Origin of the sequence: Paenibacillus provencensis (assembly GCF_042678545.1) — a bacterium.
Lineage (GTDB): Bacteria > Bacillota > Bacilli > Paenibacillales > Paenibacillaceae > Paenibacillus > Paenibacillus provencensis.
Map to the genome: position 1 here is coordinate 142,958 of NZ_JBHTKX010000003.1, position 21,541 is coordinate 164,498.

A 21,541-nucleotide genomic window follows, 5' to 3' on the forward strand; every position below is an offset into this window, starting at 1 on the left:
TTTGGTTTCCAGTAATAGTTAATAAAAGGATTATATTACCTTATTATGGTTTTTAATATACAATGAGTATGTCTTTAATTATTGAAATATTTACCGAGAGGGGGTGGACTATGAGAACAGGCATGGACTTATACGTACATTTGGATGATTCTGAATTGTCGATTGCTGCCTGCCAAGGTGATTTTGAAGCGTATGAGGAGCTGGTTCGGCGATATGGCAAAGAGCTCTATGCTTGGTCATATGTATACAGCGGTGGAGGCGAGGGTGCGAAGCGTTTACTCGCAGAATCGATCGCGAAGAGCTGGCAGCTGCGCAATCAGCTTTGGGACCAAGCTCAGCTTGTGAATTATATATTTAAGACGATGTATGCTGTTGCGAAGAAGCGACGATATGGAGCCGCAGCATGGGATGCAACACTTCCCCCTGTTCCGGCGGAATACGAGACCCCATTCCAAATGATAAGGGATACCGACCGATTGCTGTCACAGAAACTGAATAGTCTGCCGTTTGAAGAGCTTGCGATGCTATTAGCCACATACATACTAGACAAAACGCCTGCCGAGATTGGAGAGTATACGGGAATAGGGGAGAGGCTGGCCACCGCCAGTTTACAGCAAGCCAAGCAGGCAATGGATGGTTCACGAGCTGTGCTTGACGCGTTGTTCGAGAAGGATCGAAGGACCGTTTATTCAGATGAGTACTCTTTAGAAGACGCTGTTCAACAAGGGCTAACAGATGCTCGAGCAGGCAAATACGCCAAGCGGCTTCGAAGAAGATGGGGTATAGGTGCTGCTATATTCAGTTTCACAATGATATTGCTGGTGATTGGCCTGAATCCTTGGGAAGAGAAGGGGACTCATGACCCGCTTAACCGGGCGGGAACCCGAGTCGTGCCGGATGACAGCTACTGGCTTGGCACCATAAGTTCGAATCGCGTCGCCGAGAGAAGGCTGCAGGAAGGGAACGCTCAATATCTCGGCTATGTGGTTGAACAGAACGGACTAAAGCTGATTATTGATGGGATGATGACGCAAGGCGAATCAACCATGATCTGGTATACCTTAAGTACGAAGAACGGGCAAGTGATGCCGGATAAGTTAAGCGGCTATATGTACGGATACAGCAGCCCTATATCGCGTGATACGATGAGAAATTGGTCAGAAAATGAAATCTTGCAGACAGAAGATCCTTCAACTATACAGGGGATGATGGTATTTGATAGCCTGCATGATATCGTCAATCAGAGAGTCCCGGAAGAATGGATTGTAATCTTTAACGCAGCGGCTTCGGAGCAGCCTGAGTCGGTGACCTCTTTAAGTCTTACGGTTCCGTCCGTGCCAGCACAGGAGCCTGAGCTTATTGCAGTCAACCAGGAATTTGAGCTAAACAATCGTTCATTTGTGATTAAGGAGGTCGAGCTGGCAGAGAACTATACCAAGGTTAGGATTGTACCGGAAACCAGACACGAGGAGGATGCGGCACTTTTACACAATTTGAGGCTGAGGCTTGGTTCTGACGACCAGAGCTATTTGGGCTTGAACGGGCAGTCTATGAATTATGAGATTGACGAAGAAGGGCATACCACTCTGATATATCCTCCGGTGCACTACCTTGATTACAGTGGATTGTCGCTGGTGAAGGAAGGTGGACTTGTGACGATAACCGAAGAGTTTAAAGTGGATCTAGATAAGGGAAGGTTAGTTGGTTATCCAGATCATTTCAACGGTGATTTTAAAATGGAGAGATTAAGGGATGGTTCAGAGATCAAGCTGTACTTTAAGGATGCGGGATATATCAATGAAGAGGTGCTGAGCTCTCTAGAGGAAGTGCCGAACGGGCAGCTCTCATTTGAGTTCTATGATGCGGAGAACAATGTACATATGTCCAGCGGGACAAGTTACGAGGGAGAATGGCGCACTTATGCAATCCCAAACCTGGATTATAAGCAGCCGATTACTATACCTGTGAGTTATGAAAGAGTGGATAAGGAGACGTTAAATATTCCTCTCTTACTACAAAATAATTGAAAAGAGTTGAAGCTATGAGACCCTATATTGATCCTAATGATTCCGAATTGTCGATTGCTTTGCCAAGGAGATTTTGATCTATTGGGAAAGGACACTTAGGCAAGATCCCATATCCCGGCAAAGGCTGAAGGAAGGAGATTACGTCAAGATGGGGAAGGTGCTGCCTGAACAGAACGGCCTTCGCCTGTATGTAGACGGTGCGATGCAGACGAATGAAGGACTAATATTGTGGTACAGGCTTGAGAATACAGAAGGAACTGAAGCTCCAATCGCAGATCGAGTCATGCTGTGGAGTGATGTGTATCAGGTGTTTGGTTCTGAATTCGATCGGGACAACATGCGAATGAGGGGAGCCTGACGACCGATGCGACAATTGTTCAGTTGGAGGCAGATCCACCAATTATCATAACTATGGATCAATTAAACCCACCTATTCTGTTTGTGACAGAAGAGAGCTTTATGAGTTCAACGATTGAAGGAAAGGACTGGATTGAAGGACTCGGGAGTGCATCCGAATGGTATTTAGATTCGATGTATTATGATGATTATTCTGAGATCAGGCTAAGCATTCATAGTATAAGTGGAATGGAGTTGAACACAGACACAGGCGAGATCTTAGAAGCACCGGAAGTGTTTAACGGACATATTGAGCTTACGGATGTTGCTAGTGACTCTTTTTTCTACATCTTCTTCCCTTCATCAGAGGAGTCGGGATATACCATCAACAATCAATATTCGGATGCGGAGGGCGTACCCTACTTTACTCAAGGCATTGATCAAATTGATGGGAGACTTGCATATAAGGTGGCTGATTTTGACTACGCACAGCCTTTAACCTTCCAAATCGACACTATTGAGCAATTATCTGGAGGTGGGGATGAGATATTAGATAACGGCGACGTCATCAACTTGGCCCTGGTAAAAAAATAGGGGCAGAAGACCTCCACAATCTGATTTGAAAAAGAGGTGATTCGGTGCACGGTTTTGATGAGATGAACGATCGGGATTTAGAGACAACGGCGTTAAGTGGAAATTTCGATGCTTATGAGCATTTGACGAAACGTCATGCTGCTCATCTGTTTGTCACGGCCTATGCCCTATCCCGGAATAAGAATACCGCAGGTGTACTCGTAACAACCACGGTGTCCATCACCTGGCATCAGGTCAAAGCAGGGAAGCGGCGAGAGGATCTCGTGACTGCCTTGTTTCGTAATATGGTGCTCTACGCTAAACGGTTGAGGTTGGCGAATGGAGCGAGTGTTGCAGTAGAAGCAGCATTTGCAGTGAGTAAACCTGATGGGACTGCGGCAAGTTTAAAAAAGGTAGCTTACCCGGCTGCTGCATCTGGTGAGTATGTTCAGATGATGCGCAGCAACCAAACAGACCTGGTGGAGACACTCATCAGCCGGATGAGCTTTGAACAGAGTGTCATATTTCTGCTGACTTATATTGCAGAACAACCTATAGCTGAGATTGCCGAATACATATCAAGAACGGAGAAGACGGCTTCAAATCGGCTTGATGAGATGTTGGATGCTATGGCGAAAGAGATGGGGGAAGGCGAAGCGGCGGCGGTCTCGTCTTATATTCGCAGGCACTTCTCCAAGGAAAAAGAATACTTGAAGTCGGTGGAATTGAGTAACGACGCGGATGCAGCAGTGCAGAAGGGACTGCTCAATGCTCGAGAGGGCATCCTCCCTAAATGCAGTAACAAGAAGGTATGGAGCTGGGCGCTGGGTGTATCGCTTGGTGTAGTTGTCCTGGTTATCATTGTTCTAAACCCTTTCCGCGAGAAGGAGATTCATGCGTCTCTAAACTTCTCCGGCACAAGAGTCGTCCCGGATGAAAGCTTGATTCATCGTGATCCAACCAGCAATGAGTATCTCAGATCGCGAGTGGAAGATGGGGATTACAAGACGCTCGGATATGCGATGGAACTGAACGGTGGTTCGCGGCTTATTATTGATGGGGCTATAGATAATGGCAATGAAACTATCCTGTGGTATACGTTGGAGAAGGATGACGCGAAGATTACGAACTCAATCGTGGACGGATCTATTTTGGATCGATCAACTTTGCTGCTGTTAGGGTATTTACAGGATCAAGTCGTTCTGGAATCGACGGAGGACCACGAGAAGGGGATTGTCATATTTAATAGAACCAATTCGACGGTTACTACTGAAGGCGCATTGCTCCAATTTAATATTGAGGTGCAGGGGGATGAGCCTCATACAGTAACGCTGGAAACAGATTACCCTCATGAGGTTGAGCAGCCGGCCAAAGAGATTACACTGGATGAGAGCTTTACAATTGAAGGCCAGATATACTATATTACCGGGTTAGAGATCAGCTCGGATTATACGCGAGTGAAGATTAAGCCTGATATAAACAATGAAAAAGGGATAGAGAGCCTGAAGGATATTCAATTGGACCGGGTAAGAGAGAATTCGAGTTCTGGCAGCAGAGTCGCTGAAATTTCAGGTACGGACCTGATCTTTCCATCTATCTATTATGAAGATGATTATGAAGAGATCCAGCTAACGTTAGCTGAGGAGCTGTTCAACCTGGATACTCCTCTTGTAATTGATATAAATAATCCTGCGCTCGTCCAGTATCCTGCAGGGATGAAGCCTGAATCCTTCGGGATCACCTATGCAGAGCAGTCAAACCATCGTTATCATACGATTCAATTTCCTGTTTGGGAAGGGGTCCAATACAAAATTTCTGATCTTTATACAGATGCAGGAGGAAATGTTTATACAGCAGTAGCTAAAATAGCGGAAGCCGATAATCTTAACATGCTCATTCCCGATCTAAATTACGTGCAGCCCCTTACATTCTACTTTTCTGTTCATGATCAAGATAATCTAAACGATATCAAGGATCTGTCGAACTATGATCCGCGAGAAGGCCGTATCTCAATTACCCTCATGAAGAAACCACAGAATTAGACGCTGGATCTTTCAATCAATTCAAAGGGAATTGCAGTCTTGGGGCTGCGCCCGTTGTCCTTCACATCCGTATTCCTGCTATGGTAAAACGTGCGAAAGGCTTCTCTTCCAATCTCCTGCAAATGCTGGTCAATCGTCGTAAGACCGAGTGCCTCGGAGATCGGAAGATTGTCGAAGCCGATAATCGCAATATCCTCTGGAATACGTAGTCCGATGGCCTGAGCTCTCAGGATGACCCCGGCCGCGGCCTCATCGCCTGTAACGAGCAGGGCGGTCGGACGTTCCTCCATCGTCATGAGGGTATCAATGACGCGGATGCCGTCTTTAATCTCTGTACAATTGGTAAATATCCATTCCGGTCGTAAGACCTCCCCATGCTCGTGAAGCAGGGTCTTATAAGCAAGATATCGAGCCTGGCTGCTTGCACTGTCAGGTCGCCCTACACAATAACCGATAGCCGTATGACCGTGCTGAATCAGATACTGTATTCCCGTCTGAAAGGCTTCATAGTGATCGGTATAAACAGCTGCGATGCGCTCATGCTCTGTATACTCACAAGTAACGACTGGACCATACTTGGCGTAAGCGGCAATGGCTTCAAGCTCAAGTGCACGGGAGCAGAAGATGAGACCGTCAATCTGTTTGGTGGACAACAGCTGTAGTGCCTTATGTTCTTCATGCGTCTCATAACGAGATTGATAGAGCAGTGCACCGTAACCGGATTTAGCCGCTTCATCCATAATGCCCGACAATATCGTTTGAAAATAGGGATGGCTGCTCGGGACGATGACACCAACACTGTTTGTCTGCCCCTTGATCAAATGCACCGCACTCGAATTCGGCTGATATCCTTCCTTCTCCATAATACGCTGTACTTTCTGACGAGTGGCTTCATTGACGTATGGATGATTGTTCAGCACTCGGGACACCGTAGTTACAGATACGCCGGCCAGCTTGGCAATTGTTTTAATGTTGGCCAATGATGTAGCACCTCCTGATCTAACGACATTATACCCTTGTATACGGTTTATCGCGAAATGCATGTACAAAAAAAGCCCCTCGGAAGGGGCTTAGTAGAAGCGCAGTTACATTTAGGACACTTAGAGAATCCAGTGAATTGAGTAAACTCAGAAGATCCAGAGGAGGGAAAATCTAGATGTTTTCTCCGTTGGTCTGAATGACATCCTGGTACCAGAAAAAGCTGTCTTTCTTGATACGGCGTAGATCCTTGCCGCCTTCCTCATCCTGATTGACGTAGACGAAGCCATATCGCTTCTGATAGCCGTTCAGCCAGCTCAGCAGGTCAGTAAAGGACCAGCTGCAATAGCCAATCAGCTCCACACCGTCAGCGATCGCCTGCTTGCACTGATGAAGATGGGATTTAAGGTAGGCGATCCGGTATTCATCATGAATCCGGTCATCTGATTCGAGCTTGTCAAACTCGCCAAGTCCGTTCTCTGTAATAAAGATAGGGAGATCATAGCGGCTTGTGATCCGGCGCATGCCGATACGAAGTCCGATCGGGTCGATGTTCCAATCCCAGTTCGATTTCTCAATGTGAGGATTGTTCGCTGTCTTATACAGTCCTGGGACCCCGGTCGATTCATTGCTGCCTTTTTTGCCTGTGTTGTTCATTTTACCCGAAGAAACACCGCCTTGCAGCGGATTGTGCTCGTACGTGATGGTCTGATAATAGTTTACGCCTACGAAGTCCGGCATGCCTTGCTTAAGCAATTCCTGATCTCCTTCCTCAAATACGGGAGCGAGCCCCTGCTGCTTCAGATGGCGATACGGAATGCTGGGATATTCACCCCGGCAATATACGTCCAGCCACCAATAGCTTGTGAACTCCTCGGCATTCTCATATGCCAGCATGTCTTGCGGTGAGCTGGAAGCCGGATAGGATGGGGTATAGGCAAAGCTTGGTCCAATCTTCCCGTCGGGAACATATTTGCGGAAGGAGGCGATTGCCTGCGCGTTCGCAAGGAACATGATGTGGTTGGCTTCGTAGAACCGCTTGCGGTTCTTGACTCCCGGTGGATGCATGCCAAGCATGTAGGCGTGATTGGTATTATGATTCTGTTCGTTAAGTGACACCCAGTATTTCACCCGGTCTCCGAATCTTTTGTACAAGGTGATGCAGTACTGATTGAAGTCTTCGATGATTTCACGTGATTCCCAAGCACCGTATCGCTCTTGAAGTGCCTGAGGCACGTCCCAATGATACAGGGTCAGCACAGGCTCAATATTGTGGGCAACCAGCTCATTAATCAGGTTGTCATAAAATGTGAGTCCCTCCTCGTTCACCTCACCTGAACCATGGGGATAAATTCTTGGCCAGCTGACCGAGAATCGGTACGATTTAAGACCCATTTCAGCCATGAGCTGTACGTCTTCCTTGTATCTGTGATAGTGATCGACCGCGATATCGCCGTTGGTATCCTTATATGTGGTGCCTGGAACTTTGGTATACAAATCCCAGACAGAAGGTCCCTTGCCGTCTTCATTCCAAGCTCCTTCAATCTGATAGGCAGCAGAAGCAGAGCCCCAGAGAAAGCCCGCGGGGAATGGCGGCAATTTTTCATGTATCATTTTTATGTCCTCCTTGCAAGTTAAATCCATAATCACAGCTGACAATAGTTTTTACATAAGCATCTTAAGTTATGAAATGCATTTCAGAGCAATAGTCCTTTCGTGAAATTTTTGTAAACAGCCTTGTTTTTGAAGGGATGGACGTCATTTGTGGTTAATAGATTATTATCAATTCCAGTAGTCTATCCAGTGATTATTTGAATATAAGGAGCGATCGATGATGAACCCACAAGCGAAGAAATCAGACGAAGTTTGTTTTTATACGGGAACTTATTCCGCAGCCGCAGAGCCTAGTATCTATTTGGTGGCCGTGAACAAAGAAAGCGGAGAAATGCGAATCGTGAACCAAGCGACAGGAATAGAGCGCCCCTCCTTCTTGGCACTGCATCCGAATGGTGAAGTATTGTATGCTGTCAGCGAGACAGGGGAAGGCGAACTGTTTACTTATAAGATAGATCCGACGACGAGCGAGCTGCACCTTCTGGATCGCAAACCGACGGAAGGCGCCGACCCTTGTTATGTTTCGGTGGATCACAGCGGAAGTTATGTGCTTGTGGCTAACTATTCAAGTGGAAGTGTCAATGTATATAAGCTGGATGAATCCTCCATTCCTGCAGAAATGTCTGCGAAGATTGGGCATGTGGGCAAGGGCTTCCGAGAAGATCGGCAGGAAGGTCCGCATGCGCATTCCATCGTGCCGGATCCTGCAGGGGAGTATGCCATTGTATGCGACCTTGGACTAGATCAGATTATTGTGTACCGCATGCAGGAAGGCAAGCTGTCGACCCATTATGAACTGAAGCTGCCTGCCGGTTCGGGACCGAGGCACTTGGTGATCCACCCTAATGAGAAATTTGCTTATGTTGTTAATGAACTGAACAATACGGTTACGGCATTAACCTTCAACAAGAATCGCGGAGAATTCCAGATTACGCATCATATCTCAACACGGGGTGAAAAAGAACAGTCGGAAAATACAGGTGCGGATATTCGCATATCCTCCTGCGGCCGTTTCCTATATGTATCCAACCGTGGCGATGATTCGATCGCGCTGTTCCAAATTAATGAGGAGAGCGGTGAGCTGACAGCCGTGGAGTGCGTACCTACGGAGGGTAAGACGCCTAGAAACTTCAATCTGCTGGATGGTGGACTCCTGATCGCGGCAAACCAGGACAGTGACAACCTTGTTTCCTTCAAAATGAACAGTGAGACCGGACATCTCACGCCGACTGGGTATGAGCTTGAAATCCCTGCTCCTGTATGCATTGAACCATGTAAGAAGGGATAGTATTTATTCCGCGGAATTAATTTCATAACTCATTAAGGGGATTATGAAACTTGATTCATTCCATTATATAAATATTAAATGCCATGAATTATATAGATCTTGCGAGACATGATCCATAGCCCGGATCATGTCTTTTTGCTATTCCCGAAATTAATCTGCATAGTACAAGGCCGTGAACAATATATTGTATGGGATTTTATGCTTTTGGGAGGTGAAACGAGCAGAATGCCTTTTATATTAAGATTTAATACAACAATGAATGGCGGTATGACTTTTACAGGAAATACACTTGGGCTCAACAAGGTAACCAATCAGAATAATCAGGGAAATACAGGTTCAATCGGTGCTTTCAGCACTTTGAATACATCGGTTCGGGTCGGCAACTTCCCGCTTGGGACAACATTGGATTATACACAAAATGCTTCAACCGCTATTTTGGATTTGCCGAGTGGATCGACGGTGCAGTATGCCGAATTGATCTGGGCAGCCAGCTATAATACGGGGGGGAATAACGTCATTGGGCAGATCGGCAATCCTGTGTTATTCACTACGCCGGCAGGAACCTTCTCGGTTGCTCCTGATCCGGCAACAGCACGGAATACTGCGCCTACAGCGAATGATTATGTCAATTCGGCCAATGTAACGGCTCTTGTACGGCAAGGGGGAGCAGGTACCTATATAACAGGAGCCGTGCCCGGAACGGTAACAGCATCTAACAACAATGATAACTTCGCCGGATGGACACTTGCCGTCGTGTATGAGAATCCATTCCTCCCGTCAAGGAATATGAGCGTATTTGTTGGTGCAGAGGTCGTGAATCAGGCCCTCGGTACGGCAACAGCCACGATTACCGGATTCGCTACACCGGTTACCGGAGTCGTGAGCGGAAGACTGATGGTCAGCGCAGGAGAGGGTGATCCTCAGCTACTAGGAGATCAGCTGAGGTTTGGACCCACAGCAGCGACGCTTGTAGCGATTTCAGGTCCGAACAATCCGGTCAGCAACTTTTTCGGTTCACAGATTAACAATAATCTGGGACTCTTGGATACAAGAGGGACGTTCGGCAGTCTGAATAGTACACCAGGTAATGCGGTCATTGGTGCAAGACAAGGCTGGGATATTACCAATGTAGATGTCTCTTCCAGGCTCGTCAATTCACAGACTTCTGCTGTCATTCAGGCTACATCCCAAGGAGACGCTTATCTTGTAAATGCGTTAGGGCTTCAAGTCGATGTGAATGCACCTTTTTTTGTGTTCAATAAGAGCTCGAATGTGAGCAGTGCACTGGTCGGAGATGTGGTTCAGTATACACTCACCGCTGCCAATACAGGTACAGCCTCTGCTAATTTAGTGCTGCTGCAGGATACATTTCCTGCTTCCGGCGTGTTCGTCCCTGGCTCCTTCTCCGTGAATGGTGTTGTACAACCTGGCGCAGACCCCACTGTCGGTGTCAATCTGGGCACTGTGGCTCCAGAGCAGACGCTGACGATTATATATTCTGTTCAGATCGTATCCAGGCCACCTGGATCTGCTCAAACGAATGTAGCAAACCTGAACTACAATTATCAAAGTCTTCCGGGTGGACCGACTTTCCAAGGGATGTCGCAATCGAACGGTAACAGCATCGCGATCGGCAATCGGCCGCCGACGACACAGAGCTATTCCCTTGTCACCAATGAAAATATTCCAGTCGGCGGTCAGGTTACAGGTACCGATCCGGACGGAGACGCGCTGACCTTCTCTCTAAATGCGGTACCGACAAGCGGGACAGCAATCGTCAATCCAGATGGAACATATCAGTATACGCCTAACACAGGATTCGTAGGGAACGACTCCTTTACCGTCCTGGTCAGCGATGGCTTCGGAGGGACAGCGGTTTCGACAATCGCGATAACAGTGCTTAATCAGCCGCCAATTGCCAACAACCTGGATGTGTCCACCACGAAGAATGCTCCTGCAACAGGTCAAGTTACAGCGACAGATCCGAATGGAGATGTGCTCACGTTCAGTCTTAATTCATCACCGGCAAACGGTACGGTTGTACTCAATCCAGACGGAACCTTTCAGTATAATCCGAATCCTGGCTTTGCGGGCAACGATTCGTTCACCTATCTTGTAAGCGATCCGAATGGAGGCACAGCCATCGGAATTGTAACGGTTCATGTTCTTAATCAGCCGCCCGTGGCACAGAATTTAAATCTGATAACTCCAGAGAATTTGTTCATTACGGGTCAGGTCATTGCGACCGATCCGGATGGAGATTCACTGACGTTTACATTAAACGCATCTCCAGTAAATGGAACCGTAGTGGTGAACGCGGACGGAACGTTCCAGTATAATCCGAATCCTGGATTTATCGGGACAGATACCTTCACGGTTCTGGTCACTGATCCGAGCGGCGGCACTGCCATCTCTACCGTGACCATACAGGTAATCAATCTGCCGCCGGTGACAAGTAATCTGAGTGTGGCAACTACACTCGGCGTGCCTGCCGGAGGTCAAGTCGTTGCGACCGATCCGAATGGAGATCCGCTGACCTTCACACTGCAGACTGCCCCATCCAATGGTACAGCGGTGGTCAACCCGGATGGCACATTCACATATACACCGAATCCTGGCTTTATTGGAGTGGATAACTTTAATGTGCTGGTAAGTGATCCGAATGGGGGGACAGCGGTATCCGTTGTCACCGTTACCGTTATTAATCAGCCGCCAATTGTTCAGAATTTATCACTGTCTACCTTGGGCAATACACCAGCTGGAGGGCAGGTGATCGCGACCGATCCAGATGGGAATCCGCTGACGTTCAGCCTGAATTCGCCACCGCTGAATGGAACGGTAGCTCTCAACCCTGATGGAACATTCACGTATACACCGAACCCTGGCTTTGCTGGAGTGGATTCCTTTACCGTTCTCGTATCAGATGGCTTCGGCGGCACGGCGATTGGTACGGTAACGGTTAGCGTGCAAAACCTGCCCCCGGTAACCAGCGATGTATTGCTATCAACGCTTCAGAACCTCCCTGCCGGAGGTCAAGTCGTTGCAACGGATCCGAATGGAGATCCGCTGACCTTTTCTTTGTTGTCTATACCAGCTAACGGGAGCGTGGTGGTGAATCCGGATGGAACATTTACCTATACACCGAATACGGGATATGTCGGCCCTGATAGCTTTACGGTGCTTGTATCAGATGGGCTTGGCGGCACGGCAATATCCACGGTATTCATCACAGTGATAGATCAGCCGCCGATCGGGCAGACCCAGAATTTCAGCACGCTGCAAAATACACCGCTGCCGGGACAGCTGCTTGCAACCGATCCGGACGGTGATCCGCTGACCTTTACTCTTCAATCACTACCAGCGAATGGAACAGCAGTGGTGAATCCGGATGGGACATTCACATACACACCGGCAGTCGGATTTGTCGGTACAGATTCGTTCACAGCCCTAATCAGCGATGGCAAAGGCGGTACAGCTATAGGAACAGCCATCATCACCGTCATTGATCAGCCTCCGGTAGCACAGGATCTGACACTGACGACAAATGTCAATACACCGGTGGCAGGTCAAATCCCGGCGACAGATCCGGACGGAGATACACTGACCTATACCTTATCAATACCACCAGCAAACGGCACGGTGGTACTGAATCCGGACGGCAGCTTCACGTATACCCCAAATCTGAATTTCGTGGGTACAGATACATTTTCAGTGCTCGTCAGTGATGGCAAGGGAGGTACTGCGACCTCTAATGTTACGATCGGTGTGCCTGTCGATGGGCCGGTAACCTCAGATGTTACCTTGAATACGACCACAGATGTCCCGGTTGGGGGTCAGGTCATTGCGACCGATCCACAAGGCCAGACGCTGACCTATGCCGTGCTGGTTCCGCCAGCGAATGGTACGGTGCTGCTGAATCCTGCGGATGGAACGTTTACCTATTCACCAAATGTAGGCTTTATCGGTACAGATAACTTCACGGTCCGGGTTACCAACACAAGCGGCGTATTCTCTGATTCACTGGTTACCGTCAACGTCAGCAATATCCCGCCGATTGCAGGCAACCTGACGCTGGATACGTTCCAAAATACGCCGGTTGCCGGCCAAATTCCAGCGAGCGACCCTGACGGCAATCCTTTGAACTATACCTTGTCTGTACCGCCTTCACTTGGTTCCGTATTGCTAAACCCTGCTGACGGTACGTTTACGTATACACCTAATGCAGGCGTAGTCGGATTGGATACCTTCTCCGTGCTTGTCGATGACGGACGGGGCGGAACAGCGACTTCTGTCGTTACTGTAAACATATTGGATCGTCCGCCTGTAACCCAGGATGTAAGTCTAAGTACGCCGAACAGCACGCCAGTTGCTGGCGCTGTGACCGCAACAGATCCTGATGGTGACCCGCTTACCTTCAGTCTAAATGCCGCGCCGGTTTTTGGCACGGCTGTAGTCAATCTGGACGGTACATTCACCTATACGCCAAATTCGGGCTATGTGGGACCGGACAGCTTCACAGTTCTATTGGATGATGGCAAGGGCGGCACTGCCATTTCTACCGTGAGTATTTCAGTTACCAATGCTCCGCCTGTAGCAACAGGGACGAGTGTGACTACGCCGCAGAATACGCCAGTCAATGGTGCGGTCACTGCGGTGGACCCAGAAGGCAATCTGCTGACCTTCTCACAGCTCAGTTCACCGGTGAATGGAACGGTTGTTGTTAATACCGACGGTACATTTACTTATTTCCCGAATACCGGTTATGTAGGGCCAGACAGCTTCACCGTTCTTGTCAGTGATGGATTGGGAGGAACGGCTATTGCCTCGGTTGATGTTACCGTCACAAATAATCCACCGGTGACTTCGGATCTAAGTCTGTCCACCAATATTAACACGCCGGTATCCGGTCAAGTGACAGCTACAGATCCAGACGGGGATGCACTGACATTCAGCATCCTGTCACTTGCAGCAAATGGAATTGCAGATGTTAATCCGGATGGAACGTTTATCTATACGCCAAACACAGGTTATAGCGGAATAGACAGCTTCACCGTACTGGTGAGCGATGGGAAGGGCGGAAATGCAGTATCGACGGTCACGATCCAAGTCGTGAATCGTCCGCCCGTTGTATCGAACACGACATACGGTACCGTGCAGCCGGCACCCGTCTCGGGTGTTGTAACGGCAAGCGATCCGGATGGAGACCCTCTTAGTTATGTAGTAGATACACCTCCAGTGAGTGGAACGGTATTGCTTAACCCGGATGGTACATTTACCTATACACCGAATCCAGCCTTCTTCGGGACAGATTTCTTCACAGTGATGGTCAATGACGGACGGGGTGGAATCACCTTCGGGGTAATCACGATCGATGTTGCGATTAATCCACCGGTTGTCCAGGATTTGAGCATAAGTACGGGAGGCAATATACCTGTATCTTCGCAGGTTACAGTTACAGATCCCAATGGATTACCTGTGACGGTGACGATTCTGTCGCCGCCTCTGAACGGTACAGTTATTGTCAATCCGGACGGAACATTCACCTATACGCCGAATACTGGATTTATTGGCACGGACAGCTTCACGGTTCAGGCTGTGAATTCAGCAGGCGGATCGGGGGTGGGTACCGTGACAGTGACTGTATTGAACTTGCCTCCGACAGCCGATGGTGCGAGCTTGGCAACGATCCAAAATACACCTGTGTCAGGAGCAGTGACAGCCAGTGATCCGGACGGTAATCCACTGACTTTCACTTTGAATTCGACGCCTTCAAGTGGAACGGTAATCTTGAATGCGGATGGTTCATTTACGTACACACCGAACACCGGCTTTGTCGGCGCAGATTCCTTCACCGTTCTGGTCAGTGACGGGCTGGGAGGTACGGCAATTGCCCTGGTGACGATTACCGTTACGAGTCGCCCGCCCATTACACAGGATCAATCTATTGAAACGGGACCAAACACAAGTGTAGATGGACAGATTATTGCTTCTGATCCGGATGGCGATCCGCTGACTTATGTGATAGGATCTTTCCCTACGAACGGCACCGTTGTACTAAACGCAGATGGCAGCTTCACGTATACGCCGAATACCGGCTTTGTCGGTACAGATTCCTTTACCGTATGGGTGCTGGATGGAACAGGAGGGTCTGCCGTATCTACCGTCAGTATTACGATACCGAACCTGCCGCCAATTGTATCTGACTTTGCAACAAGCACACTTGTAGGCACACCTGTAACATCTCAAATTCCAGCCGTAGATCCGGAGGGCAATCCACTTACTTATGCGCTCGGCACTGCACCTTTGAGCGGTACGGTTATAGTTAACCCGGATGGAACGTTTACGTATACGCCGGATGTCGCATTTATTGGAACAGATACCTTCACAGTGGTTGTAACAGATCCATTTGGGGCTTCAACAACCGGTAGGGTGACCATTACGGTGTTCTCTGCTCCACCGGTGGCACCAGATATTTTCTTGACCACACCGATTAACACGCCGGTAAGCGGAGTAGTGCTTGCATCCGATCCGCAAGCAAGCACTTTGATCTACACCCAATACGTACCTCTACCGAGCAATGGTACGGTCGTGGTCAATGCGGATGGGACCTTTACGTATACGCCAAACCCGGGCTTTACGGGTGTTGATACCTTCCCGATCATTGTGTCTGACTTGTACGGGGAGAACGCGATTTCTCGGGTGACCATCGTTGTAGGTGAAGATGTGCCAATCGCCACCCCGGTGAATGTGGGAACCGCAGCGGGGCAGCCAGTAACCGGGTTTGTACCGGCAGAGGATCCAGCTGGATTGCCGCTGACCTTTACACTCGGGAATCCGCCGACGAACGGGACGGCTGTTGTGGGCCCGGACGGTACTTTTACGTATACACCGAATCCTGGCTTTACCGGTACAGATACGTTTAGTGTGATCGTTACCAACAGTGCAGGAATATCGGCAGTTGCACCTGTTACGATCATTGTAGGCGGCAATTCGCCGGTTGCATCTCCAGTGAATGTGAGAACAACAGAGGGTCAGCCTGTCAGCGGTAGGGTCATCGCGAACGACCCGAATGGACTCGCGCTGACGTTCTCGCTGGGGATACCACCAACAAACGGCATGGTGGTCGTCAATCCGGACGGCACGTTTACGTACACGCCAAATCCGGGCTTTGTCGGAACCGATACCTTTACTGTGATCGTGACCAACAGCGCAGGACTGTTTGCAGTGGCCTTCGCTACGGTAACGGTGTTTCAGGGAAGCTCTCCTTTCACAGCGGGACCAATCACGACAGATATCGGTATTGGAACAAATCAGGGTCAGCCGGTCACCGGGCAGATCCTGGCCAGCAGTCCAGCAGGGCTTGCATTAACTTACATGATCCTGCAATCGCAAGCTAACGGATCACTGGAGCTGAATCCGGATGGAAGCTTTATTTATACACCAAATCCAGGCTTTAATGGCACGGATACTTTTTCGGTTACAGTAACAGACAGCCAGGGGCGTACAGCCGTTTCAACAGTTACAGTCGTTGTATATCCTCCGGCAAATACGGGAGGAGAGACGACCATTCGAGTTCAGCTGACGACACCTAGGGGCAGACCTGTAAGCGGGGCAGCAGATGGTGGACCTGGAGCTGTATATCAGGTGTATACTCAGCCCGAGAATGGAAATCTGAGACTTCGTTCTGACGGCACCTATACGTATACGCCAAATCCAGGCTTTATCGGCAGCGATACGTTTACAATCCGATATACCGATTCCAGAGGAGCTGTCTATCTATATGTAGTTACCGTGAATGTAGTTGCGTTATCCAACACGGTGCTCATTGATCTAAGAACAGAGGAGAATACTTCCGTATCCGGGGATCTGAACTCTTTTGGACGATTGTCTACAGCACAGCTCGTGGATGCGCCGAATAACGGACGGGTCACACTAAATGCCAATGGCACCTTCACTTATATACCGGACCTCGATTATATTGGACCTGATCAGATTACGTTCATCGTTACTCTTGCTTCGGGCGAGACCTATACGGTCATCGTCAATATCAGGGTCGTTCCGGGTGGAGAGGAATAAGATGAAACAATAAAAAAAGCACAGATGAGAAAGCCCGGGGAATCAATTACTTTTTCCCGGGCTTCTTCTTGTGCGTCCTTGGTTTGTTTTTTGTAGTCCACTCATTTGATTTACTATGTGTGGAAACGTGAGATTTATTTGCCCTGATACTCCTTCTGGCTGCACGGGGACGTTTGGTATCTGAATGAATGGGATCAGGAGAAGGCTCAGCACCGTCCGGATGAGGGTCATGGGCGGAAGCAGCAGTGCTTCCTTCAAGTGAATGATGTGAATCTGCCGCGTCTAATATAGCAGAGAGGTGCTCTGTCTCTACCCATCGATCTCCATAGCGTAGATTTCGGAATGAGGCCCTCTGTTCCTTAACGTACAGCGGCTCTTCCAACTCGCAGGATCTCCACATTTCAAGATCCTGTGATAATTCGGGTTCTTTGATGACAAGAAAATGATACATAATTTGATAAGCTACATTTAATTGGCTCTGTCGAAGCAGCACGAGCTCCAGATCATCATACGCTCCGTATTCGGGGAAATAAAAAAATTCCATACGGATCAGTCTCAAGTCAATCGGAACAGCTCCCGGGAGGGGTTCAGCGAGGGACCATGTGTGCGGCCAGGAGAAGAAATGCTCCTCATCACCAATCAGCTTGTGGTTGTCTTGTGTCCAGTAGCGGGGGGAATGCTCGTTGAATTGCTGTTTATACAGCGGATTCACCATATTGGCGGTTACATGAGCATAAGGAGCAACGATACAAATCATTGCTTTGTGCTTGCATACCCGGTAAATCTCACGCATGACGGAGTCCAAATCATGAACATACTGGAGGCTGTGTGAGGCAATAAGAAATTCAGCGCTGTTGTCACTAAACGGAAGAGGATCATTTAAATTATGGACCAGATCGACCCCATCATAAGGAATGATGTCGATACCGATGCATCCGGGAAATTTCTGCTGTCCACAGCCTAGATCGATTCTCAAGAAAAATCCCCTCTTTTCTAACAGCCCTGCACAGGTCACAGGTCTTTGTTGGCTCTTCTTTTAGTTGTATTCCGGGCAAGGCAATCTCGTATAAGCATTCATCCCCTAATAGCTAAACTTGTGTCCTTCAATGGCCAAATAAATTTGTCTGCCAGAAAAGAAGTCGGATTTTTAAATATGATTTATGCTGAAGGACCTATTTATGGAAATCATTGTATAAAATATAATTCTACTCACAATATAAAGCGCTTACAATCAAATGCATTCGAAGCGAATAGTTATCTAATTAGAGGAGGCTATGTCATGTTAACCAACAAACGAAGCTGGCGGACCACGGGGCTGGCTATGCTCAGCGCAGCGATGATAGGTTGTTGCTTTGGCGTTTCGCCAGATAAGGCTGAAGCGGCGAATCCCAGACAAATGGAGTACCTGGATCGCGGCGTTGTTGCTGTAAAAACAGGCACAGGTGTATTCGTAAGCTGGCGGCTGCTCGGAACCGAAGGCTCTAGCATCGGATTCAATGTGTATCGTGATGGGACGAAGGTGAATTCATCGCCAATTACGAATAGTACGAATCTGCAGGACAATGCCGGTACAGCGAGTTCGAAATATACGGTAAGAGCCGTCGTGAATGGTACGGAGCAGACCGCATCTCCGGCTGCAAGCGTATGGGGAACCAACTATCTGAATGTGCCTCTAATGAAGCCTGCTGGCGGGACAACCCCTGACGGTGTAGCGTATACGTATAGTGCCAATGACGCGAGCGCAGGCGATCTGGATGGCGACGGCAACTATGAGCTGATCGTAAAATGGGACCCGTCGAACTCCAAAGACAATTCGCAGAGCGGCTATACGGGTGAAGTATTCATTGATGCGTACAGGCTCGACGGAACAAGACTCTGGCGGATTAGTCTCGGCAAAAATATTCGTGCAGGGGCGCATTATACTCAGTTCATGGTCTATGATCTGGATGGCGATGGCAAGGCTGAAGTTGCAATGAAAACGGCCGACGGTACCAAAGACGCTGCGGGCACGGTCATCGGTGATGGAAGCAAGGATTATCGGAACAGCAGCGGATATATCCTATCAGGGCCCGAGTATCTGACCGTATTTAACGGCCAGACGGGCAGAGCGCTCACGACAGTCAATTACGAACCGCCGCGTGGAACCGTAAGCAATTGGGGAGATAATTACGGCAATCGGGTCGATCGCTTCCTTGCAGGCATCGCCTATCTCGATGGGGAGAGACCGAGTCTGGTTATGGCAAGAGGATATTATACCCGGTCTGTTCTTGTAGCCTATGATTTCAGAAATGGTCAGCTCACCAAGCGATGGACCTTTGATTCGAATACGTCCGGGAATTCGGGGTATGCCGGTCAAGGGAATCATAATTTAAGTGTTGGCGACGTGGATAACGATGGACGGGATGAAATAATATATGGCGCAATGGCGGTTGACGATAATGGCAAGGGCTTGTATACGACAGGACTTGGCCATGGCGATGCCATGCACTTGAGCGACCTGGATCCGGATCGGGCTGGGCTTGAGGTATTTCAGGTTCATGAGGTCCCTTCGAATGCGGGTATCGAATTCAGAGATGCGGATACAGGTGCCTTAATCTGGGGAGTTCCCACGACCAAGGATATAGGCAGGGGAATGGCCTCAGATATTGATCCTCGTTACAAAGGCGCGGAGGTCTGGGCCAACGGAGTACTGTACACGGCGAAGGGGCAGGTTATTGTTAACAAGGTACCGTCTACGAATTTTGGAATCTGGTGGGACGGAGATCTGAGCAGAGAGCTGCTGGATAATAATCGGATCGACAAATGGAACCATGAGACATCCACAACAACGAATCTGCTGACCGCCACAGGAGCAGCGAGCAACAATGGAACGAAGGCGACTCCAAGCCTTCAGGCTGATCTGCTGGGAGACTGGCGAGAGGAAGCCGTCTGGCGGACAGATGACAGTACAGCCCTTCGGATCTATACAACGACCGCAGTTACAGATCAGCGGATCTACACCTTGATGCACGACCCAATCTATCGCCTTGGCATCGCATGGCAAAATGTGGCCTACAATCAGCCGCCGCATACCAGCTTCTACTTGGGCACGGGGATGAGCACGCCGCCTTCGCCGAATATCCGAGTGGTCGGAGGACCTTAATGAAGAACTAAATATCAGGTATCGAGGGACCGCATATTTTATGCGGTTCTTTTTTGCTTTTCCAATAAAATAGAGGGGATTACAACGGGATTTGGAAAAAAGAGAGCAGGTATCTTTTCTTAGTTATAATTGTTAAAAAATGTTTGACAGCGCTGGTCTGCGTTATTAAAATGTAACATAACATACTAAACAGGTAGGAATAAATGATTTATTATGAACCTACCGTAGGGCAGCGGATGAGCAGCGGCAGCATAGAACAGCAGACACGGACGATAACCGGTTTGACCCTTCTATCGCTGACCTGTCTCCTCCGTTTTTACTATTTAAGGGATGGGCAGCTTCTATAAGAAAGGATGTCTTCTATGAAAAAAGGTGTTCGTAACCGTCTGAAAATAGGTATTGGGGTATTGCTTGCTGCTTCACTTGCTGCGTCACTGACAGCTTGCGGAAGCGGAAATGCCGACAGCGGTTCTCTGAAGCTGCTGAACGTATCCTATGATCCTACTCGTGAGCTATATGAACAATACAATGCGGCGTTTGCTGCTTACTGGGAGAAGGAGAAGGGACAGAAGGTCACAATCAATGAGTCACACGGGGGTTCAGGGAAGCAGAGCCGGTCGGTTATCGACGGATTGAAAGCCGATGTGGTTACCCTTGCTCTAGGCTATGATATTGATGCCATTGAAGAAGCGGGACTCATTGATGCAGGCTGGCAGGATGAATACGAGCTCAACAGTTCTCCTTACACATCAACCATTGTGTTTCTCGTTAGAAAAGGGAATCCGAAGGATATTCAGGATTGGGATGATCTCATTAAGGAGGGTGTCGAGGTCATAACCCCCAATCCACAGACGTCGGGAGGAGCACGCTGGAATTATCTGGCTGCATGGGGATACGCACTGAAGCAGAATAACAATGATGAAGCTAAGGCTAAGGAATTTATCACCGAGCTGTTTAAGCACACACCAGTACTTGATACAGGAGCCCGGGGATCGACGACGACCTTCGTGGAGCGGGGAATAGGCGATGTTCTGCTCGCATGGGAGAACGAGGCTTTGCTGTCGATCAAGGAACAAGGTGCAGATAAATTCGATATTGTCTACCCATCGATCAGTATTCTGGCTGAGCCACCTGTAGCCGTGGTAGATAAAAACGTCGATAGGAATGGAACACGTGAAGCAGCGGAGGCTTATCTTGAATACTTGTACAGTGAAGAAGGACAGAAGATCGCTGCTGAGAACTTTTACCGTCCGACACTTCCTTCTGTAGCTGAACAATATACTGAGAGTTTCCCAGAGCTGGAGCTATTCACATTGAACGATGTATTTGGTACATGGAAAGAAACACAAGAGAAGCATTTTAGTGAAGAGGGAATATTCTCTCAGATCTATGTTCCAAGCAATTAAGCATTGGATTCACATTGCCATTCATATGGACACGGCATTGCAGCCATACAAGACTAGAG

The 21,541-nt window shown here is 48.6% G+C and carries 12 protein-coding genes; 9 read left to right on the plus strand and 3 right to left on the minus strand.

Annotated features, from left to right (window positions below):
* The first annotated feature begins 110 nt into the window (after positions 1-110).
* The 4 genes from ACFQ3J_RS19380 (at position 111) to ACFQ3J_RS19395 (ending at position 4,978) form a co-directional block, all read left to right on the plus strand.
* Positions 111-2,027, plus strand: coding sequence for an RNA polymerase sigma factor (locus tag ACFQ3J_RS19380; protein ID WP_251583736.1), 1,917 nt, complete (start codon positions 111-113; stop codon positions 2,025-2,027).
* 148 nt (positions 2,028-2,175) lie between these two features.
* Positions 2,176-2,385 (plus strand): hypothetical protein, encoded by a 210-nt coding sequence (locus tag ACFQ3J_RS19385; RefSeq protein WP_091159435.1) that lies wholly within the window; start codon positions 2,176-2,178, stop codon positions 2,383-2,385.
* Between the two features lie 101 nt (positions 2,386-2,486).
* Positions 2,487-2,957 (plus strand): hypothetical protein, encoded by a 471-nt coding sequence (locus tag ACFQ3J_RS19390; protein ID WP_251583737.1) that lies wholly within the window; start codon positions 2,487-2,489, stop codon positions 2,955-2,957.
* A gap of 44 nt (positions 2,958-3,001) precedes the next feature.
* The gene (locus tag ACFQ3J_RS19395; RefSeq protein WP_251583738.1) at positions 3,002-4,978 is read left to right on the plus strand and encodes an RNA polymerase sigma factor; all 1,977 of its coding nucleotides are present in this window, start codon (positions 3,002-3,004) and stop codon (positions 4,976-4,978) included.
* On the opposite strand, the gene ACFQ3J_RS19400 is transcribed toward ACFQ3J_RS19395, so the two are convergent.
* Positions 4,975-5,958, minus strand: a complete 984-nt coding sequence (locus tag ACFQ3J_RS19400; protein WP_251583739.1) for a LacI family DNA-binding transcriptional regulator — start codon at positions 5,956-5,958, stop codon at positions 4,975-4,977. The two genes, ACFQ3J_RS19395 and ACFQ3J_RS19400, sit on opposite strands and share 4 nt — an antisense overlap.
* Before the next feature lie 172 nt (positions 5,959-6,130).
* On the minus strand, positions 6,131-7,570 hold the full coding sequence (locus ACFQ3J_RS19405; RefSeq protein WP_251583740.1) for a glycoside hydrolase family 1 protein: 1,440 nt from the start codon (positions 7,568-7,570) through the stop codon (positions 6,131-6,133).
* A gap of 217 nt (positions 7,571-7,787) precedes the next feature.
* On the opposite strand from ACFQ3J_RS19405, the gene ACFQ3J_RS19410 reads away from it, so the two are divergent.
* Both ACFQ3J_RS19410 and ACFQ3J_RS19415 read left to right on the plus strand, forming a co-directional pair.
* Positions 7,788-8,858 carry a lactonase family protein gene (locus ACFQ3J_RS19410; protein ID WP_251583741.1) on the plus strand — a complete coding sequence of 357 codons (1,071 nt, stop codon included), beginning with the start codon at positions 7,788-7,790 and terminating at the stop codon, positions 8,856-8,858.
* Between the two features lie 225 nt (positions 8,859-9,083).
* Complete coding sequence (locus ACFQ3J_RS19415; RefSeq protein ID WP_251583742.1) at positions 9,084-16,934, plus strand: Ig-like domain-containing protein; 7,851 nt, start codon at positions 9,084-9,086, stop codon at positions 16,932-16,934.
* Positions 16,935-16,980: 46 nt separating this feature from the next.
* Here ACFQ3J_RS19415 and ACFQ3J_RS19420 read toward each other — a convergent pair whose 3' ends face one another.
* Positions 16,981-17,910 (minus strand): class I SAM-dependent methyltransferase, encoded by a 930-nt coding sequence (locus ACFQ3J_RS19420; RefSeq protein ID WP_170862501.1) that lies wholly within the window; start codon positions 17,908-17,910, stop codon positions 16,981-16,983.
* A gap of 303 nt (positions 17,911-18,213) precedes the next feature.
* Between ACFQ3J_RS19420 and ACFQ3J_RS19425 the strand changes: the two genes are divergently transcribed.
* The 3 genes from ACFQ3J_RS19425 to ACFQ3J_RS19435 all read left to right on the plus strand — a co-directional run bounded on the left by ACFQ3J_RS19425 (position 18,214) and on the right by ACFQ3J_RS19435 (position 21,482).
* Positions 18,214-20,076 (plus strand): rhamnogalacturonan lyase, encoded by a 1,863-nt coding sequence (locus ACFQ3J_RS19425; protein ID WP_449290102.1) that lies wholly within the window; start codon positions 18,214-18,216, stop codon positions 20,074-20,076.
* A gap of 203 nt (positions 20,077-20,279) precedes the next feature.
* Complete coding sequence (locus ACFQ3J_RS19430; RefSeq protein ID WP_170862503.1) at positions 20,280-20,423, plus strand: hypothetical protein; 144 nt, start codon at positions 20,280-20,282, stop codon at positions 20,421-20,423.
* 15 nt (positions 20,424-20,438) lie between these two features.
* Positions 20,439-21,482 carry a sulfate ABC transporter substrate-binding protein gene (locus tag ACFQ3J_RS19435; protein WP_251583743.1) on the plus strand — a complete coding sequence of 348 codons (1,044 nt, stop codon included), beginning with the start codon at positions 20,439-20,441 and terminating at the stop codon, positions 21,480-21,482.
* Positions 21,483-21,541: the final 59 nt, after the last annotated feature.

Bases quoted from the DNA above. Each gene is read 5' to 3' on its own strand.
- ACFQ3J_RS19430 (WP_170862503.1), top strand. From the start codon at position 20,280: ATGATTTATTATGAACCTACCGTAGGGCAGCGGATGAGCAGCGGCAGC.
- ACFQ3J_RS19385 (WP_091159435.1), top strand. From the start codon at position 2,176: ATGGGGAAGGTGCTGCCTGAACAGAACGGCCTTCGCCTGTATGTAGAC.
- ACFQ3J_RS19380 (WP_251583736.1), top strand. From the start codon at position 111: ATGAGAACAGGCATGGACTTATACGTACATTTGGATGATTCTGAATTG.
- ACFQ3J_RS19405 (WP_251583740.1), bottom strand. From the start codon at position 7,570: ATGATACATGAAAAATTGCCGCCATTCCCCGCGGGCTTTCTCTGGGGC.
- ACFQ3J_RS19390 (WP_251583737.1), top strand. From the start codon at position 2,487: ATGAGTTCAACGATTGAAGGAAAGGACTGGATTGAAGGACTCGGGAGT.
- ACFQ3J_RS19435 (WP_251583743.1), top strand. From the start codon at position 20,439: ATGAAAAAAGGTGTTCGTAACCGTCTGAAAATAGGTATTGGGGTATTG.
- ACFQ3J_RS19410 (WP_251583741.1), top strand. From the start codon at position 7,788: ATGATGAACCCACAAGCGAAGAAATCAGACGAAGTTTGTTTTTATACG.
- ACFQ3J_RS19425 (WP_449290102.1), top strand. From the start codon at position 18,214: ATGTTAACCAACAAACGAAGCTGGCGGACCACGGGGCTGGCTATGCTC.
- ACFQ3J_RS19415 (WP_251583742.1), top strand. From the start codon at position 9,084: ATGCCTTTTATATTAAGATTTAATACAACAATGAATGGCGGTATGACT.